This is a genomic window from Tychonema sp. LEGE 07196, from assembly GCF_963890365.1.
Classification (GTDB): Bacteria; Cyanobacteriota; Cyanobacteriia; order Cyanobacteriales; family Microcoleaceae; genus Microcoleus.
The window spans coordinates 45,695-61,927 of the sequence record NZ_CAWPRX010000155.1; the positions used below are offsets into that span (position 1 = coordinate 45,695).

Here is a 16,233-nt window from a genome sequence, read left to right on the forward strand (position 1 = left end):
AGCAGCGCTAGCGCAATTATCTGTTTAACTGGTTCCCAGACTCCAGCCTGGGAACTGAGATATAGAGGCTGTGCTTCCCTTGAAAAAATAGAGGCAGAGCCTCCAGATCTGCATTACCAGGCCAGAGCCTGGTAACGAGTAGAATGAGATGATCCCCTCTTCCTTCTTCCGTCTTCCCTCTTCCTTCTTCCCTCTTCCTTCTTCCTTCTTCCTTCTTCCTTCTTCCTTGTTCCTTCTTCCCTCTTCCTTCAAATTACCTGAGCCACAACTTAATAGTATTGTCTTTAGAACCGCTAGCAATAGTTTTGCCGTCGGGACTAAAAGCCACTACATAAACCTCATCAGTATGTCCGGTCAAAGTATTCAGCAATTCTCCGGTAGCAAAGTCCCAAATTTTAATAGTTTTATCCTTGCTGCCGCTGGCAATAAACTGGCCGTCCGGGCTGATAGCCACCGAGACAACATCGTCAGAATGTCCTTTAATCGACCGAATTAAATCTCCTGTTTCGATATCCCAAATTTTAATAGTTTCATCGTAGGAACCGCTCACAATGGTTTTGCCGTCCGGGCTGACAGCAACTGACCTCACTTGGTCGCCGTGTCCCTCAAGAGTTTTGATCAAGTTGCCCGTTGCTACATCAACAATTGTAATTTTTTTGTCCTTAGAACCGCTAACTAAACTTTTGCCGTCGGGAGTGAAAGCCACAGAATAAACAAAATCTGTATGGTCTGGCAAATTATAGATCAAACTACCAGTTACTGCATCCGAAATTTTCGTGGTTTTGTCTCCGCTGCCGCTAGCAATCAGCTTGTCGTCGGGGCTGAAAGCGACTGACCAAACAGAAGCTGTGTGATCGAGAAGGCGCGTTCCTTCTCCTGTTTTCAAATCCCAGAGCATGACTCTCCAAAAACCTGTTCCTGTCGCAAGTTTTGTACCGCTTGAGTCGAAAGCAACCGACCAAATGGTGGATGAATCTCCGGCGAAAGTGCGGATCGATTTGCCTGTAGCTAAATCCCAAATTTGGACGGTTTTGTCTTTTGAACCGCTGGCTAACATTAACCCGTCTGGACTGAAAGCAACTGCCCCGACGGCATCTGAATGCTGGGCAAAGTTTTTTACTTTGGCGTTTTTCCAGCGCAGGCCTGCTTGGCACTGTTGCTGTAACTTTTGGGCGGAATCATAGCTGCTGTTGGTGTTGGGAATTGTGGGGATTTGGTTGATGCAGCCTTCATAATTGCTGGCTTTATAGAGAGATTCAATTTGATTGAACTGTTGGGCTTCTTGTTGCAATCCTTGCTCCCCTTCTTGCCATTTGAGATATCCGTAAATTCCGCCGATCGCCGCTAAGAGTGCTGCAATGGTTGCTCCGGCGAGATAAGGATTGAATTTGCGAGGTTCTTTGGGGACAATTGCTGGGGGAGTCGCGATCCTCTCCGTTGGCGTAGCCCCCGTAGGGGCGGGCTGCGCTAACGACAAATCGGTTTTTCCGTTCAGATCCACCTCCGGGGATACCGCCAGAGTTGGCTGCAATTCTGTTTTCGGGTTGGGGTTGCGGTGTCCGTCCAACACTGTGGCGATCGCCTTGTACAATTTAGCGAATAAAGATTTAGGAACGACTAATTCTTCGATTCTCGCGGCATCTTCGTCAGTCAGCCCTAAAACTTGCTGCAAGCGCTTTAACTCGTCGCGAGTTTCCATAGAAAAGGGATATTCTTGCTGCATTGCTTCTTGCAGCGATTGTTCGTAGCGTTCGCCTTTTTGCCTGTATTTGCGGTAAGGGTTCAATACCTCATCTTCGATCGCCTCTGCTTCTTCTGGTAGCAATTCCAAACTGACGCGCAATTCTTCTAATATTCTCCGCCCGACAACTGTAATGTCACCCCTACTGCTGCTGCGCCGATCGACTTCTTCGCGATAGATTGTCAGCTTGGGAATCCGCGCGCGCGATCGATCGCCAATTTTCCTCAAATCCGCTAAAGCTTCCGCCGCCGACTGGTAGCGTTCCCGATAATCGTAGCGCACCATATTGTCCAAAACATCGGCCAGCGCTTGGGAACACACTGCTAAATGCCGCCAAACAATTTCGCCTTTATTAGAATTTTTCAAATCCCGCAGTTTCGGCAAATCGTAAGCCGGCAAACCCGTCATTGCTTGGATACCAATCATTCCCAAGGCGTAGATATCGCTGTTGAGTTGGGGGTTGTATTGAAATTGCTCGATCGGCATATATTCCAGCGTGCCAATCCGCACAGTTACCGGCGCTTGTCTTTGAGCAATGTGAATTTCTTTCACCGAGCCAAAGTCGATCAAAACTAACTTATTGTCAGAATAGCGGCGGATTAAATTAGCCGGTTTAATATCTCGGTGAATTACTCCCTGTCCGTGTACAAACACTAAAATTTCTAACAGTTCTTTCAGCAAAGGAATTAGCTTTTCTTCTGCTAAAGGCTTCCCCGGTACAATCTCCGTTGATAGCGAGTGACCGGGAATAAAAGATTCAACTAAGAAAAATTCTTCACTTTCTTCAAAATAAGCAAATAGCTGAGGAATTTGATCGTGTTGACCGAGCTTTTCTAGAACTTCTGCTTCTTTTTGGAAAAGACGGCGCGTAGTATTAATTAATTTCGGTTCTTTGGTACCCGGACGCAGGTGTTTGACAAAGCACTGCGGTTCACCGGGACGGCGAATATCTTTGGCTAGATAGGTTTGTCCAAATTCTCCTGTTTCTATGACTTCAATGATTTGATAGCGTCCATCTAAAAGTTGGCTCACCATGATTATAACGCAGCCTTTTTTTGGTTGATTTTCGCAAGAAACAGTTTCACAGTCGGTAGTTTTGAGTTGTAAGTAAGTCCGTCGATTTGAGATTTGAGATTTGAGATTTACTTCACAGATTCATCTGGAAACTCGAACAAAAGTCTAAAATTGTTGGCTTTCCAAACTCATAGCGTCGGGGGCTTCGGTTTTTTGACCCGTCAGTTATTTTACATTTAAATTGCAGATTTTTGGCGAGCCAGATGCCCACCCGACCAGCATTTAACTGTATTCCACCGCAACTGCTCGCCGAATGGTAAATTGCCTAATATAGCGGTTCGATCGCGTGGTGAGGTATGCCCGGTTTTGCCTATGCCCTGTTTGGCCTATGCCCTGTTTGGCCTATGCCCTATGCCCGATCCCCGATAGTACCTCCTATGAGAGCACAGAAAGGCTATACTTTATCTTTTTAACATCTGCAAAGCTTGATATCCTAAAAAGAAAAAACCCAACGCACCGAGTATCGCTATCGTGTCCGCCAACACATCGACTGTCAGAAATTCGCCCATTGCCATATCCTCTCTTGACTGATATTTATCCTCGGCTTTTAGGTCGCTGACCGGGTGAGGGGTAAGACCCCTTGCTGCGGGCGAAGCCAAAGATGCTCACAAATTATAGCAAAGGAGGTCGCTAAAATAACTTTCCGGGCGATCGACTAGCTTTTTGTTTTAATATTTTTTAATATTTAAGGAGACAAACTGTGCACCGAAATTTTGAGGTCAGTTCGCTTTGATATTGTTAACCCTGTTAATTTTTTCTCTGATTGTAAGTAGAGCTTACACTAAGAATTTGCGCCGATCGGTGCAAAATGCGCCTCGCACTGACAGCAGTTCGGCTCAGCAGTTACAGCCCTCTACCGTGCTCTTCCCCAAAGTTTCGGTAATCGTACCAGCATACAACGAAGCTGAGAATATTCGGGATTGCGCGATCGCCATTTTGGAGAGTACAGCGCTGACGGAGGACAACCTAGAGGTTTTGATTGCAGACGATCGATCGACAGACGACACTAAGTCGATCGCCCAAACCCTACAACAGGAACTCAACGACCCCCGCCTTAAAATATTAGCAGGTCAGCCGCGACCTACCAACCAATATTGGGCCGGCAAAAACTGGGCCTGCGCCCAAGCTTTCCAGGAAGCAACCGGAGACTTCCTATTATTTATCGATGCCGACGTGCGGCTCAAACCAGGGGCGATCGAAACCGCAATTGCCACAGCAGAAACAGAGAAAATAGACTTGTTTACCTGTATGCCAGCCCTGGTTTGCGAGTGTTTTGCCGAATGGTTGGTACAGCCGTTAATGTTCAATCATTTAGCAGTTTGCTTCGATTTTACCGCTGTTAACGATCCTGCAAAAACAGACAGTGCTTTTGCCGGCGGCCCATTTATGCTATTTAGGCGATCGGCCTACGAAAAAATCGGCGGACACGAAGCCGTTGCCGGCGAAATTGTCGAAGATGTGGAATTAGCCAGACGCATCAAACGTGCGAGTTTAAAGCTCGGACTTTATTCCGGGGCAAATTTGGCATCTGTGCGGATGTATCGGTCTTGGAGCGCCTTGTGGGAAGGCTGGACAAAGAATTTGTATCTCGGCGCTAACCGCAATTGGGGCATGATGGTTTACATGGCCGCCATAATGTTTTTTCTTTATCCGATGCCCTGGTTGGCATTAGGTATTTTGCTGGTTAACGGCGAAATTGCTAACCTAATTACCAACCACCAATTACCAATTACGAATTACCAATTACCAATTACCTTGTTAACTATTTGTTTATCGGCAATCGTAATTTGGTCTCATTACACTTTGCGCCGCTTGGGTGCCGAAATTTCCGAGTGTTCGACGAAATACTGGTGGTTGGGAGGTTTGGGAGGTACGTTAATTGCCGCAATTGCGATCGGTTCCGCCATCAAAACAGAAACCGGTTGGGGATGGACTTGGCGCGGGAGAGCTTTGCAAATCAACAATTAATCCCCGATTTTTGAGCTGACAAAAATTAGTAGGGTGCGTTAAATTCGAGATTTGCGATCGTGCCGGAAAACTCTCAGAATGATACCATTTTTCTAAAGATTTGCTATGTATGAAGTTCTAGCCCCCCCGAAGTCGCGGGGGGGTTGGGGGGGTAATATCTAGCGCTACTTTATAAAATTGGTATAATCCCAAATTTATGCGTATACCAAAGCAGGTACTCGCTTGTAAGCAGGCGTGCCCGATCGCTTTTCAATCTCCGGGTGAAAAATCACATTAACTTCAGGATAAAACATCAAAGCAGCACCCGCACGAACCGCCCCGTAAATCACCTCAACATTTTCCATTTTCCCCGCATTTCCCTGCACCGTAACCCGCTGATGTTCTTGCAAACCCGCGCTTTCTGCATCCTCGCGATTCATTAAAATGCAGTTGCGGTGCGGCATTCCCCGGTACTTGTCATCAATTTTGTAAACCACAGTATTGTGCTGAGAATAACTGCGTCCCGTCATCAAGGCTACCACTAAACCGCGCACCGATTCCGATACACCAAAATCTTTAATTTCCGGTAATTTCAGGACAGGTAAAGGCGCGACAAACATCTTGGCTTTGCCGGAATCAGTGGGGAATTTAGGTTCCATAAAAATCCGCCCGCTGATGGTAAATTCCTCTTTTGTATCATCAATTGTTGCCATTTTTTCATAGCCGGGAATTGTTTTAGCAATCAATTGTCGAATGTATCGCGTATCTTGCAGTTGGCGCCAGTCTACCGGATAACTGCCGTGAATTCTGCTCGCCAATTCGGTCAAAAAATGCACTTCTGGAATTAAGTCAGCCTCTTTGAGGTGAGTTTCGCCTTCATCATTGAAACGCACAAAGTTATTACCAGATTCCACCGTTGTTTTGTGGGGGTTGTCAAAGCGATTCAGCACGGGAATCACAATTGTATTGTGCTTTGCCAATCCGTTAAAATGCCCTAAGTTCGGTTTGGTTGCGAGGTAGATAATAGTTTCAATCTTACCTAAAGCGCGTTTTGCTTGATTAGAATCTGGATTTGCCCCGTACAGGTTGCCGCCCAGACAGAGTAGCGTATCGACTTTGCCTGCATCTGCTGCTTCAATGAGCGATCGAGTTTCGTAACCCTTAACGCGACTCAGGGGACGCCCCAACAACTGTTCGAGAGTGTGTTGGATTTCTTTTTTCAGCTTCACAGTCACGCCCATAGAGCCGAATCCTTGGACGTTTGAGTGTCCTCTCACCGGCATTAATCCCGCCCCTTCTTTGCCGACATTTCCCGTCATCAAGGCAGTATTAGCAATGCTAAAAACATTATCTACGCCGTTTTGTTGTTGGGTAATTCCCATCGCCCAACCGAATACAACTCGCTTTGAATTGCCGATAATTTTGGCGGCTTCCTCAATTTCTGCTTGCGAAACTCCGCAAGTTGTAGTAATAGTTTCCCAGTCGGTTTCGCGGGCGTGCTGCACTACTGCTTCCCAGCCTTCGGTGTGGGCTTGCAAATATTTTTCATCCAGCAATCCTTGTTCGATTACAGATTTTTGAATGCCGACAAATAAGGCAGTGTCGCTGCCGGGAATTGGTTGCAAGTAGAGCGAGGAAATATCGGAACCCGGGATGAGCGACTTGACGGGAAATGCTGGAGAACCAAATTTGACTAACCCGATTTCCATCACTGGGTTAATTACAATTATTTTACCGCCTTTGTCGCGGATTTTAATCAACTCGTTCATGAAGCGGGGATGGTTGTAGGCAGAATTCGCGCCCGCGAGCACGACGCAATCTGCTTGCTTCAAGTTTTCTAGACTCACTATTGAGGTGCGGGTAGCAAACATTTCGCTTAACCCAGTTGTCGAGGGAGCGTGGCACAAATCCGAACAATCTGCTAAGTTATTGGAACCCATCGCCCGCATCATCAATTGCAGTAAAAAAGCCGCCTCGTTGGAAGAGCGACCGGAACTGTAAGATGCGACTCTTTCGGGGGTTTTGCGAAACGCAGCCTCGGCAATTTGATAAACTTCTTCCCAAGAAATGCGATCGTAATGAGACGAACCAGCCCGCAAAATCATCGGAAAACTCAACCTTCCCAGCCTGTCGCATTCCATTGAAGTTAATTGCTGGAGTTCTGCAATATTGTGCTGTTCAAAATAGCTCGTCTTAACAGCAGGTTTAATTTCAGCGGAGATTGCTTCAACGCTTTTCATGCAGCGCTGAAGTTTTTCGCCCTCTTCATTAGTAAAGCCTCCTTTCTGCCCGCCAGTGCCCCAAGAACATGACAAACAAGCACTATTGTGAAGCAAAGTTTTCCAAAGTTTCGGGCCTTCCGGGGACAAAGTATGTTCTGCCCAAAACTCAATTACGGGTAAACCGCCACCAATGTCTGGTGTTTCCTCATTTTTCTCGTTGAAGGGCGGAACGGGTTGGATATTTTGGGAGTTGGTGTCCATACGGTTTACCTTTGGTTTGAATTGCGGGTTGATGCGACGGGCGAACCGCCAAAGAAGTTAAATTTATGACTAAAATTTTACCGCAATTTTACAGCTTAAAAAACCTGTCAACAGATAGATGTTTCAATCTCTATTTAAATCTAGGTTTGCAGCATCGGAAAGCAAGTCATTCTTCATCCGCATAAAAGCGAGATCGAGAGGGATAATCCTTGAGGGTTTACTTGTTTTTATTTAAGGCTTGCTTCCCAAACCCCAGACAAAGCATTCGATCGCCCTCAGTAACATTCGGGTCATTCTGCAAATAATCTCCCACCCATTCGCAACTACGAGCAATAATATTATTCAGTTCCAAATTTTGCAAAGGCAAGAGAATTATAGTCTTATCCCTATTAGCAAAAGCCAGAGTTTTGCTGTCAGAACTAAAAGTAACGCTCAACACCCGATCGCCCAATGCCAAAGTTTTAGATAGCAGCGCCTTCCTACCGTTAAAATTCCACAGCTTAACAGTATTTCCCGCACTCGCCGCCGCAATCCACTTGCCGTCTGGACTGAAACTAACACTTTCCACAGTATCGCTGTGGTCTAGTTTTTCAGTTAAATTTGCCACCGTTCCATCAAACGCCCACAAATAAACTTTTTTGTCAGCACAAGCAGCAGCAATTGTCTTACCGTCGGGACTAAAAGTCACATTTCTAACCGTATCTTCGTGGTTGAGAGTTGTCAAACGCTTCGCCGACGAACCGTTAAATTGCCAGAGGTAAACTTTTTTTTCTGCAGCAATTTCACCCACATTGTTTTTCCCGCTTTCCTTGTTGTCAGCAGCCGTAGCAGTAGCAATAGTTTTGCCGTCGGGACTGAAACTAACGCTAATCACTGGATTGGTATGATCGAGTTTTGTCAGCAAAGTTGCTTTAGAACCGTTCCAGCGCCAGAGGTACAATTTGCGATCGGCACCGCTGGCGGTGGCAATTATCTTGCCATCTGGACTAAAACTCACGCTTCTAACAACGCCGTTATGCTTCAAAGTATCTAACAGTTTTCCGTCTAAACTCCAAACTTTCACCGTTTTGTCATTGCTGGCAGAAGCAACAGTTTTATTGTCCGGTGAAAAGCTCGTCCAAATTACAGAATCCTGATGACCTTCTAAGATTTTTAATAAACTGCCATCAGTGCGCCAAAGTCTCACCGTCTTGTCTCCGCTAGCAGAAGCAATTGTTTTGCCATCTGCACTAAAACTGACTTTGTAAACCCAGTCTTCGTGTCCCAATAAAATCTGATTCAACGGAGTTCTGTCCGGTTGCCAAATTTTTACCATTTTGTCCTTACTTGCGGAGGCAATCGTGCCGTCGCGACTGAAACTTACTGCCCTTACATCATCTTTATTTCCTCGAAAAGTGCTGAGCAATGTGCCGCTGCGACTCCAAACTTTTACCGTATCGTCGGCGCTACCGGTGACAACTTTTTCGCTGTCGCTACTGAAACTCGCACTCAGAACTTCATCGTTGTGTCCTTTGAGAGTTGTGATTTCCTCACCCTTTCGGTTCCAAATTTTGGCTGTGGTGTCGGCACTGGCTGAGACGAGTTCTCGATTGTTTGGGCTGAACTTAACGCTGTATACAATGTCAGAATGTTTGGTTAATGTTTTGGGATTAATTTGAAATTTCTGGGTTTTACCTTGTCGGTTCCAAAGTTTGATAGTTTTGTCAGCACTTGCGGAGGCAATTGTTTTGCCGTCGGGGCTGAAACTCACGCCGAGTACCCAATCTTTGTGTCCGGTTAAGGTTTGCAGCAATTTTTTGTTTCCCAGATTCCAGATTTTTACGGTGTTGTCGTGACTCGCAGAAGCTAGGGTTTTGCCGTCGGGGCTGAAGCTAACGCTGGTGACGATATCGCGGTGGCCGGATAAAGTAGCGATCGCACTTTGGTCATTATCTACTTGCCAAATTTTAATTGTGCGATCGGCACCACCAGTCGCGATCGTTTTCCCATCCGGGCTAAAACTCACACTCGTCACAATATCGCCGTGCTTAAAAGTCTTTAATAACTTACCTTCTTTGCTCAACAATTTAACAGTTTTGTCAGCACTTGCCGAAGCAACAAAATTGCCATCTGGACTGACACTTACATCCAAAACAGACTTATCGTGCTGCTCGAAACGATTGCGTTCTTGCACTCCTGAAACAGCTTGTCTGAGCCTCTCAGTAATTTGATTTTTAGTATCCACAGGTAGCGCTGTACTTTTCTGAGAACCGCGACCGATTTTGATACTATTTTTCAACACTGCTAATTGATTTTGATCGTTAGAAACCACCAAAGCTTCCGATGCCGAATTTAAGGCATCTGTCCGACTTGTTTCCGCCTCTTGTCGCGCGCTTTCTGCTAATTTTGCTTGATAAAATGCCATCGCCGAAACTCCTCCGAGTACCAGCACTCCCAACACCGCCGCCCGCAATTGCCATCTCCGACTTTTGTAAAGTTGAGCTTCCGCTTCGTGCTGTTTGTCTCGGGCTTGGCGCTGTTTATCTCTAGCTTCCGACAGCAAAGCATCTCGCTCTCTATCTTTGCGAATTTGGTCAATTTCGTCTCGGTTAATTTTGTTTTGCTTTCGCAGTTCCTCAAATTCAGCCTTGTTATCTAATTCCTGTTGCTGGCGAATGAAGCTAACTAAATAGTCGTGAACCAGTTGATAAAGCTCTGCCGGCAGTTCCATCCACTGAAAAACTAAACCGGATTTTACTAACAGTTCTAAAACTAAATCTAACTTTTCCGATTCGGCAACTGTCGCTAAATCGGAGGCTAATTCGGCACGAGTTTTCAGGGGGCGAATCTCATTTTCGTCTGTAAGGAAATACAAAACTCGGCGCACCGCCCCTTCATTTTCGGGGCCGCAATCTTTGATTACTTCTTCGAGAAAATTTTCGACTAATTTTTGTTTGGGATTGTTACCTAGTTCCTGATATTGGCTTAAAGTTCTAATGTTTTCTTGTTGCAGTTGAGCGCCGACAAGTTGTAGTTCGATCGGGCGGACTTCTCCCAATTCTCCAGCTAAATCTTTGACTAATTCTTCGATTAGCTCCGGTTCTAAGTTAAATTGCGATCGCTCAGTTAAAGTGTAAATTACCGAGCGCGCATCTGCTAGGGAAAAATTTCCCAAATAAAATAGAATATCTTTGCTAAGAACGTCCGCCAAAATATCATTATTGATGAATTTTGTTTGGTTTTTCGGTCGGGAAAATTCTAGCAAATAGTGCAGGTAATCTTCCCGCAAAGATAGGACGACTTTTAAATACTTGATTTTCAAGCATTCCCGCAAGAATTCAAAAAAAATCTGCCTTTCTGTTGGCTCTTTCCACACGAAAAAGAATTCTTCAAATTGATCGAATATCAGAACTGTTACTAGATGTTCGGAATTTCTTTGCAGTTCTTTGATAATTTTTTCGTATTCGATCGCCTGTTTTTTGACGATTACTTCTACAGGCTGTAAATCCTTAATTATATCCAGATTTTCCGCAGTCGAAACAAGCTTTTTATTGACTGCGCCTGCTGCTGGGGTCAAATCAACCTCTGCGGAACTCGGTACTGGTTCAGAACTTTCGAGATTGAATATTTCAGCTTTTGCAGCAGATAACTGTCTGGTCAATTCCTGCGGCCAGTTGTTGTAAACCTGCAGCACGATCGGCAAAACAGTCCGCATTTCTATCTTTTTTTGTCTGAGAGCGGGAACTAATCCCCCTGTGATAATTGAACTTTTTCCGACTCCAGACTGACCGTAAATTACTGTCAGTTTGTCGGGTGTATTGTTCATTCTATATATCAATCGGTTGAGGTCTTGTTCTCTACCGGAAGCAGTTATTTCGTCAGCGATAGTAGCAGCGAAGGTAACTGTTTCGGCGGGATCTATTGCTTCTCTGTGCGGCTGCAATTTTCCGGCTCCAATAAAAGCTCGAAACCGATAGGTATGTTCTACTCCTCGATAGTCTTGCTTGATTTGAAATGCTTTGAGATATTCTCCCCGCTGAAAATAAACTACTCGCAGCATTTCTAAAACCCGCAAATACAGTTGCGGGTTGTAGCAAGGTTTGGTTTCCGAGCGAGCAAACTCTAAATGGGCGATCGCCTCTTCTATCTCGCCCAACTCGCTCTGAGCCTCTGCTAAAATTAATAGATACAAGCCTTTATGCTGCGATTTTACAGGCATTCCCTGTCCCGTCGCTTTTAATTGGGAGTTCAGAACATCTAGAGCGATTAAAGCCCATTCTTTCGCCCCTTCCCAGTTTTTTTGCTCTAAGGCTACTCTAGCCAAAAAGCCATAATCTTGAGCTAAATTAACTGCTGAATTTTTCATATTTTGATGTAACCTCCGAGCTTTGATAGCTAAATTCCAGAGTGCATCCCAATCTTCTAAATGCTGCAATACTTCCCCGAGTTGATTGATGAATGTACCAACAGCATCCCACTGTCCCGCGCCTTCTAAAACATTAATACATTCCTGAAAATAATTCTTAGCTTCTGTCCAGTAAGGACGGTTATCGCTGCGGTTCTTTTCTGCTTGGAAGCGGTAGCAAAGACCGATGTGGAATAGCAGAATTCCCTCTAAGACCGGTGCGGGGTGAGCGGTAAATAATAATTCGCTAAATTCTGTTTGCGTCCCCAATAATGCTACTTGATATTTCCAAAAATCGAGACTTTTTTGATACAATTTAATGGCTGCATCGATGCGGTGACAAGCATATTCTTCTCGGCCGCGAATAAATTGTAAATTTGCTTCGATGGCCGGTTCTAATCTGATGTTGCAAGTTTGCAAGTCTTGGCTGGCCGACTCTAGTTCTGTCAAAGAATTGGCTCCGAGAATGGCACAATTACTTAAACGCCAATTGCCGGTTTCTAAAATGCTGGCAAAAATGCGATCGGCACTTTTGGCGAGAAAATCTACCAATTCGTCGGGGCCCTGCACAAATTCTACTGTTGTCGTCCAAGTCTCGATATCTGTTACTAACCGAATCATTTTTTTGAGTATTTTATCTGTCACCCACAGCACTATGGGGAAGGGAAAGTTATTGCGAAATTCTTCCCTGACGTAGTTGGTAGAAGTCAGCACGCGATCGATCGCACTTACCGACTCCAATCCAAACACCATTAAAGCTGGCGGCCTGCTACCGTCAAGTTCGGTTTCTATCGTCGTGTAAAGAGTTTTAACAGATGTCGGGAGGACAATTTCTCGAATCTCAATCCCAGACTCCTCTCGCAATAGCCGTAGAGTTTCTTCTTTCATGGCACTATAATTGCACCGCACTAAAATCAGCGAAAATTGTCCCTGAGACATCGACAGAGTGCGAGAGAGAGTTTGCAGCGAACTTTTGTTTTGCTGTGCTGCGGTGTCTTGGCTGCAGTGCGAGTTAATCATAGTCTTTGAAAATGATGATGGAATAGATGCTGTAGAAAGAAGAAAGTTCGGGAACGGATTTTAGCACCTTACGGATTGTCGGATTTTTAAGCATGAATATCACTTTGATACAAGGGAGTTTGTTGCTACAAAACTAGCCCGATCTATGTCATCGTGCACGCATACTAATACCATTTCTCTAAAATCATGCAATACTCTTTGACCCCCCCTAGCCCCCCCTTGTAAAGGGTGGGGGACAAGAATACTGTTGCATTATTTTTTGAAATTGGTATAACCTCAGAAATCCAAAACCTTTCGTAGTGCGGACTACGAACCAAATGTGCTAAACTCAGAAACCCGGTTTCTTCTTATCTTTCTCATTTTTCCAAAACTCGTAGAAACCGAGTTTATAGCTCCCCACGCCTAAGCCTTGAAACTGTCCGATTGTTTTACTAGATATAGTTAAAGCATACCCGAAAAAATACATACTCTGTTATTCGCATAAGTTCAGGAAAATCTGCTGGATTTTACTGATTGTTTTACCCTCGCACAGCGAGAATTCTACCTATTGAAAAAGCCGATCGCACAAACCGCACAAACCGCACAAATCTGACTCAATCATTCACATATCCCGGAAATCCGGCATTGTCTGGTGGACTGACCCCTGGCCGCACTGAGATAAACTACGGCTGGCGGCTCCTCAATAGTTATAGGTGGCAGATTTTCTGTCATAAATTTAGTAATCTCCATATCTAAGTTAGTAGCTGAAAAATCAGGTTGATCCCAATCCTCGCTTTCTTCAATCGCGATTGTTGTTGGTAGCGCCATCTCAAAATCTAGCTCGTCGCCAAAAGTTGAAACTTCTTTAATTGGATCGATTTTCTGAACAGTATCGGCGGCCAAAGCTTGATTTGTATTAGCCATTAGTGCGATCGGCAGTGCGATCATTGCACTTATCCTTTGTCGCGCCGTAATTTTCCGCATGAGATCCTCCTGGTATCAACTAAATTTTTCTCCTCTAAATTCAACATCCGCCACTACTTTAGATCCCTGTTATTAATGAATAGTAGTTTGTTGTTAGATAAAATATAATTCGAGCTTTGAAACTTCGCGCGAAGTTTGCACGGGCGGAAACTGAGGGTATTTTGTCAAGGGTTCCTACTTCTGTTTACTACGTAAAAACTCTTAAACAGTCCGGTTTTCCAATTAAGTAATTCCCGAACTCGATCGCCAGTGTCAATCCCATAGTCAAAACGGTGAGAAGTTCGATCGCAGCCCCGCGCTGCCGCCTGCTAGCTGATTTGCTATACCATACGCACCGCAGATGTGTCAATAATTATATCTTAACATTTTTAATTTTTTGCAGCATTCTCGTTACCAGGAAGAGCCTGGTAACGCAGAGCGGGGAGGAAGAGCCCTAAGCAAAGTCGAGAGGAATCCTACTTAGTCAAACCGTGTTCGAGAACGCAGAGCGGGGAGGAAGAGCCCTAAGCAAAGTCGAGAGGAATCCTACTTAGTCAAACCGTGTTCGAGGGCGTAGCGAACCAACTCAGTACGGCTGTTAGTACCAGTCTTGCTAAACAAGCGGCTGACGTACTTTTCCACATTCCGCACGCTAGTTTCCAAACGGCGAGCAATTTCCTTATTCATCAAACCTTGAGCAACCAAATCCAAAACACTTTGCTCTCGCGGAGTCAAATCAATTTTAATCGGCGAAGCACTTTGGACGATCGAACTCCGCCCGCTCAACAAAGACTCAATTCTCGCCATTTGGCTAGCCAAAGCAGCAATATCAGGACTTTCAGCATTTTCGCCTGTCTCCTTAGCAGCCGCGCGGCGCGCTAACAAATTGGTGACAATTGCTACTAATTCGTCGGGATCGAAGGGTTTAGAAAGATAAGCATCGCAGCCGGCTTGATAGCCTTGAATGCGATCGCCCGTCATCCCCTTAGCCGTCAAAAACACCACCGGCAAAGCCTTATAACGAGGATCTTCTCGCACTTGCTTGAGAAACTGATAGCCGTCCACCTGCGGCATCATGATGTCTGAAATCACCAAATCAGGATTGTGCTGCTGCAAGAGTTCCCACCCATCCCGAGCATTACTGGCAACCTCAACCGAAAAATTGCTATCTTCCAAATAAGCTTGTACCGCTTCCCGCAAGCCCGGTTCATCATCTACCAATAATAATCGTGCTGACATATCCGTTACCCTTACGTTTGATCGCTATTATCTTTGAACTTAGCTGAATTTAACTATTCTTGTCACTCCATCTATAGAAGCAATTCATAAATTGTGGTTCAACTCAAGAGTTTTGAGTTTTGTTTTGCTGCAACAGACAAGATTACCAAAATAGTTAGGAGTGGCTATAATATCATATCCGCTCAATTAACCGCAAAAACGCTTGGTTTGTAGTGCGAACTTAAGTCCGCACTACGAACTAATATTAGTATTGCGGTTAATCGATCCCATATCAGCTAAAAACTCATCCCACAAAAATCTTTTTTTATTGTGGGACGAAGATCCGCTTTGCACCCTAAAAGTTGATGAAAAGGACTTTTACAATCTTGTCTATTCTTGAACTATTCCGACTTAAACTTTTGAACGATCGGTCAAAATTTCATAACCGGTGTCCGTCACCAACACAGTATGCTCAAACTGAGCCGACATAGCATTATCCACCGTTACAGCAGTCCACTTGTCAGCCAGCGTCCGAGTGTACTTAGAACCCGCATTCAGAATTGGCTCGATCGCCAATGTCATACCCGATCGCAATTTCACATTCGGCATTTCGCGAGTGCGGAAATTGAAAACCGACGGTTCCTCGTGCAAATTGCGCCCGACACCGTGGCCGGTAAACTCCTCAACGATACTAAAACCGTTGCTTTTGACATGATCTTCGATCGCACCGGCGAGATCGAGCAAATAAGCTCCAGCCTTCACTTGTTCGATACCTTTATAGAGAGCTTCTTCTGCGACTCTAATTAATTTTGCAGATTCCGGTGTCACCTCCACAACTGCGATCGTGATGCAAGAATCGCCGTGAAAACCTTGGTAATATGCTCCCGTATCTACTTTCAGAACATCTCCGGCACGAATTACTTTTTTGCGGCTGGGGATGCCGTGAACAACTTCGTTATTAATGCTAGAGCAAATCGAGCCGGTGAAACCGTGATAGCCTTTAAAACTGGGAGTTGCACCCATTTCTCGGATGCGTTTTTCGGCATAAACATCCAAATCAGCAGTAGTCATTCCCGGTTTCACAATTTGCGAAATTTCTTTCAGTACGGTTGCGACAATTTTCGCCGCCTGCCGCATTATTTCGATTTCGCGTTCCGACTTAATTTCAATGCCTCGACGCTGTTTTGTGACTTGGGGTTGTTTAGTTGGCGCGGAAAGCAGACTGCTAAAAATATTCATGTATTGAATGTCAGGTAATTTTGTAGTTGAAAGGCAGGTTAAAGCAAAAAACGGTAAATGTCCGGTTTTTTGGGGAAACACCGGTGTCTTGTTCCGAACTGTCGATCGCTCGTCCTTTCAGCTAGTTTAATATTTTTCTTGGTAATCGGCACGGGAAAGGGGGATATGGGGAGAGGGATCGGGAG

8 protein-coding genes are annotated in these 16,233 nt (G+C 45.0%); 1 reads left to right on the forward strand and 7 read right to left on the reverse strand.

Annotated features, from left to right (window positions below; translation table 11 throughout):
* Positions 1-24: 24 nt before the first annotated feature.
* Together AACV78_RS18055 and AACV78_RS18060 are read right to left on the reverse strand one after the other, a co-directional pair.
* Positions 25-252, reverse strand: coding sequence for a hypothetical protein (locus AACV78_RS18055; protein WP_194011755.1), 228 nt, complete (start codon positions 250-252; stop codon positions 25-27).
* Position 253: 1 nt separating this feature from the next.
* A complete protein-coding gene (locus AACV78_RS18060; protein WP_194011754.1) occupies positions 254-2,776 on the reverse strand; it encodes a serine/threonine-protein kinase in 2,523 nt (840 codons plus the stop codon).
* A gap of 768 nt (positions 2,777-3,544) precedes the next feature.
* Here AACV78_RS18060 and AACV78_RS18065 point away from each other — a divergent pair.
* A complete protein-coding gene (locus AACV78_RS18065; RefSeq protein WP_194011753.1) occupies positions 3,545-4,783 on the forward strand; it encodes a glycosyltransferase family 2 protein in 1,239 nt (412 codons plus the stop codon).
* Positions 4,784-4,977: 194 nt separating this feature from the next.
* Here AACV78_RS18065 and AACV78_RS18070 read toward each other — a convergent pair whose 3' ends face one another.
* The 5 genes from AACV78_RS18070 to map form a co-directional block, all read right to left on the reverse strand.
* The gene (locus tag AACV78_RS18070) at positions 4,978-7,245 is read right to left on the reverse strand and encodes an FdhF/YdeP family oxidoreductase (RefSeq protein ID WP_194074320.1); all 2,268 of its coding nucleotides are present in this window, start codon (positions 7,243-7,245) and stop codon (positions 4,978-4,980) included.
* A gap of 217 nt (positions 7,246-7,462) precedes the next feature.
* A complete protein-coding gene (locus AACV78_RS18075) occupies positions 7,463-12,649 on the reverse strand; it encodes a WD40 repeat domain-containing protein (RefSeq protein WP_194011499.1) in 5,187 nt (1,728 codons plus the stop codon).
* Between the two features lie 597 nt (positions 12,650-13,246).
* A complete protein-coding gene (locus AACV78_RS18080) occupies positions 13,247-13,552 on the reverse strand; it encodes a hypothetical protein (protein ID WP_333379272.1) in 306 nt (101 codons plus the stop codon).
* Between the two features lie 585 nt (positions 13,553-14,137).
* Positions 14,138-14,830 (reverse strand): response regulator transcription factor, encoded by a 693-nt coding sequence (locus AACV78_RS18085; RefSeq protein ID WP_194011497.1) that lies wholly within the window; start codon positions 14,828-14,830, stop codon positions 14,138-14,140.
* Positions 14,831-15,220: 390 nt separating this feature from the next.
* Positions 15,221-16,048, reverse strand: a complete 828-nt coding sequence (gene map / locus AACV78_RS18090) for a type I methionyl aminopeptidase (RefSeq protein ID WP_194011501.1) — start codon at positions 16,046-16,048, stop codon at positions 15,221-15,223.
* Positions 16,049-16,233: the final 185 nt, after the last annotated feature.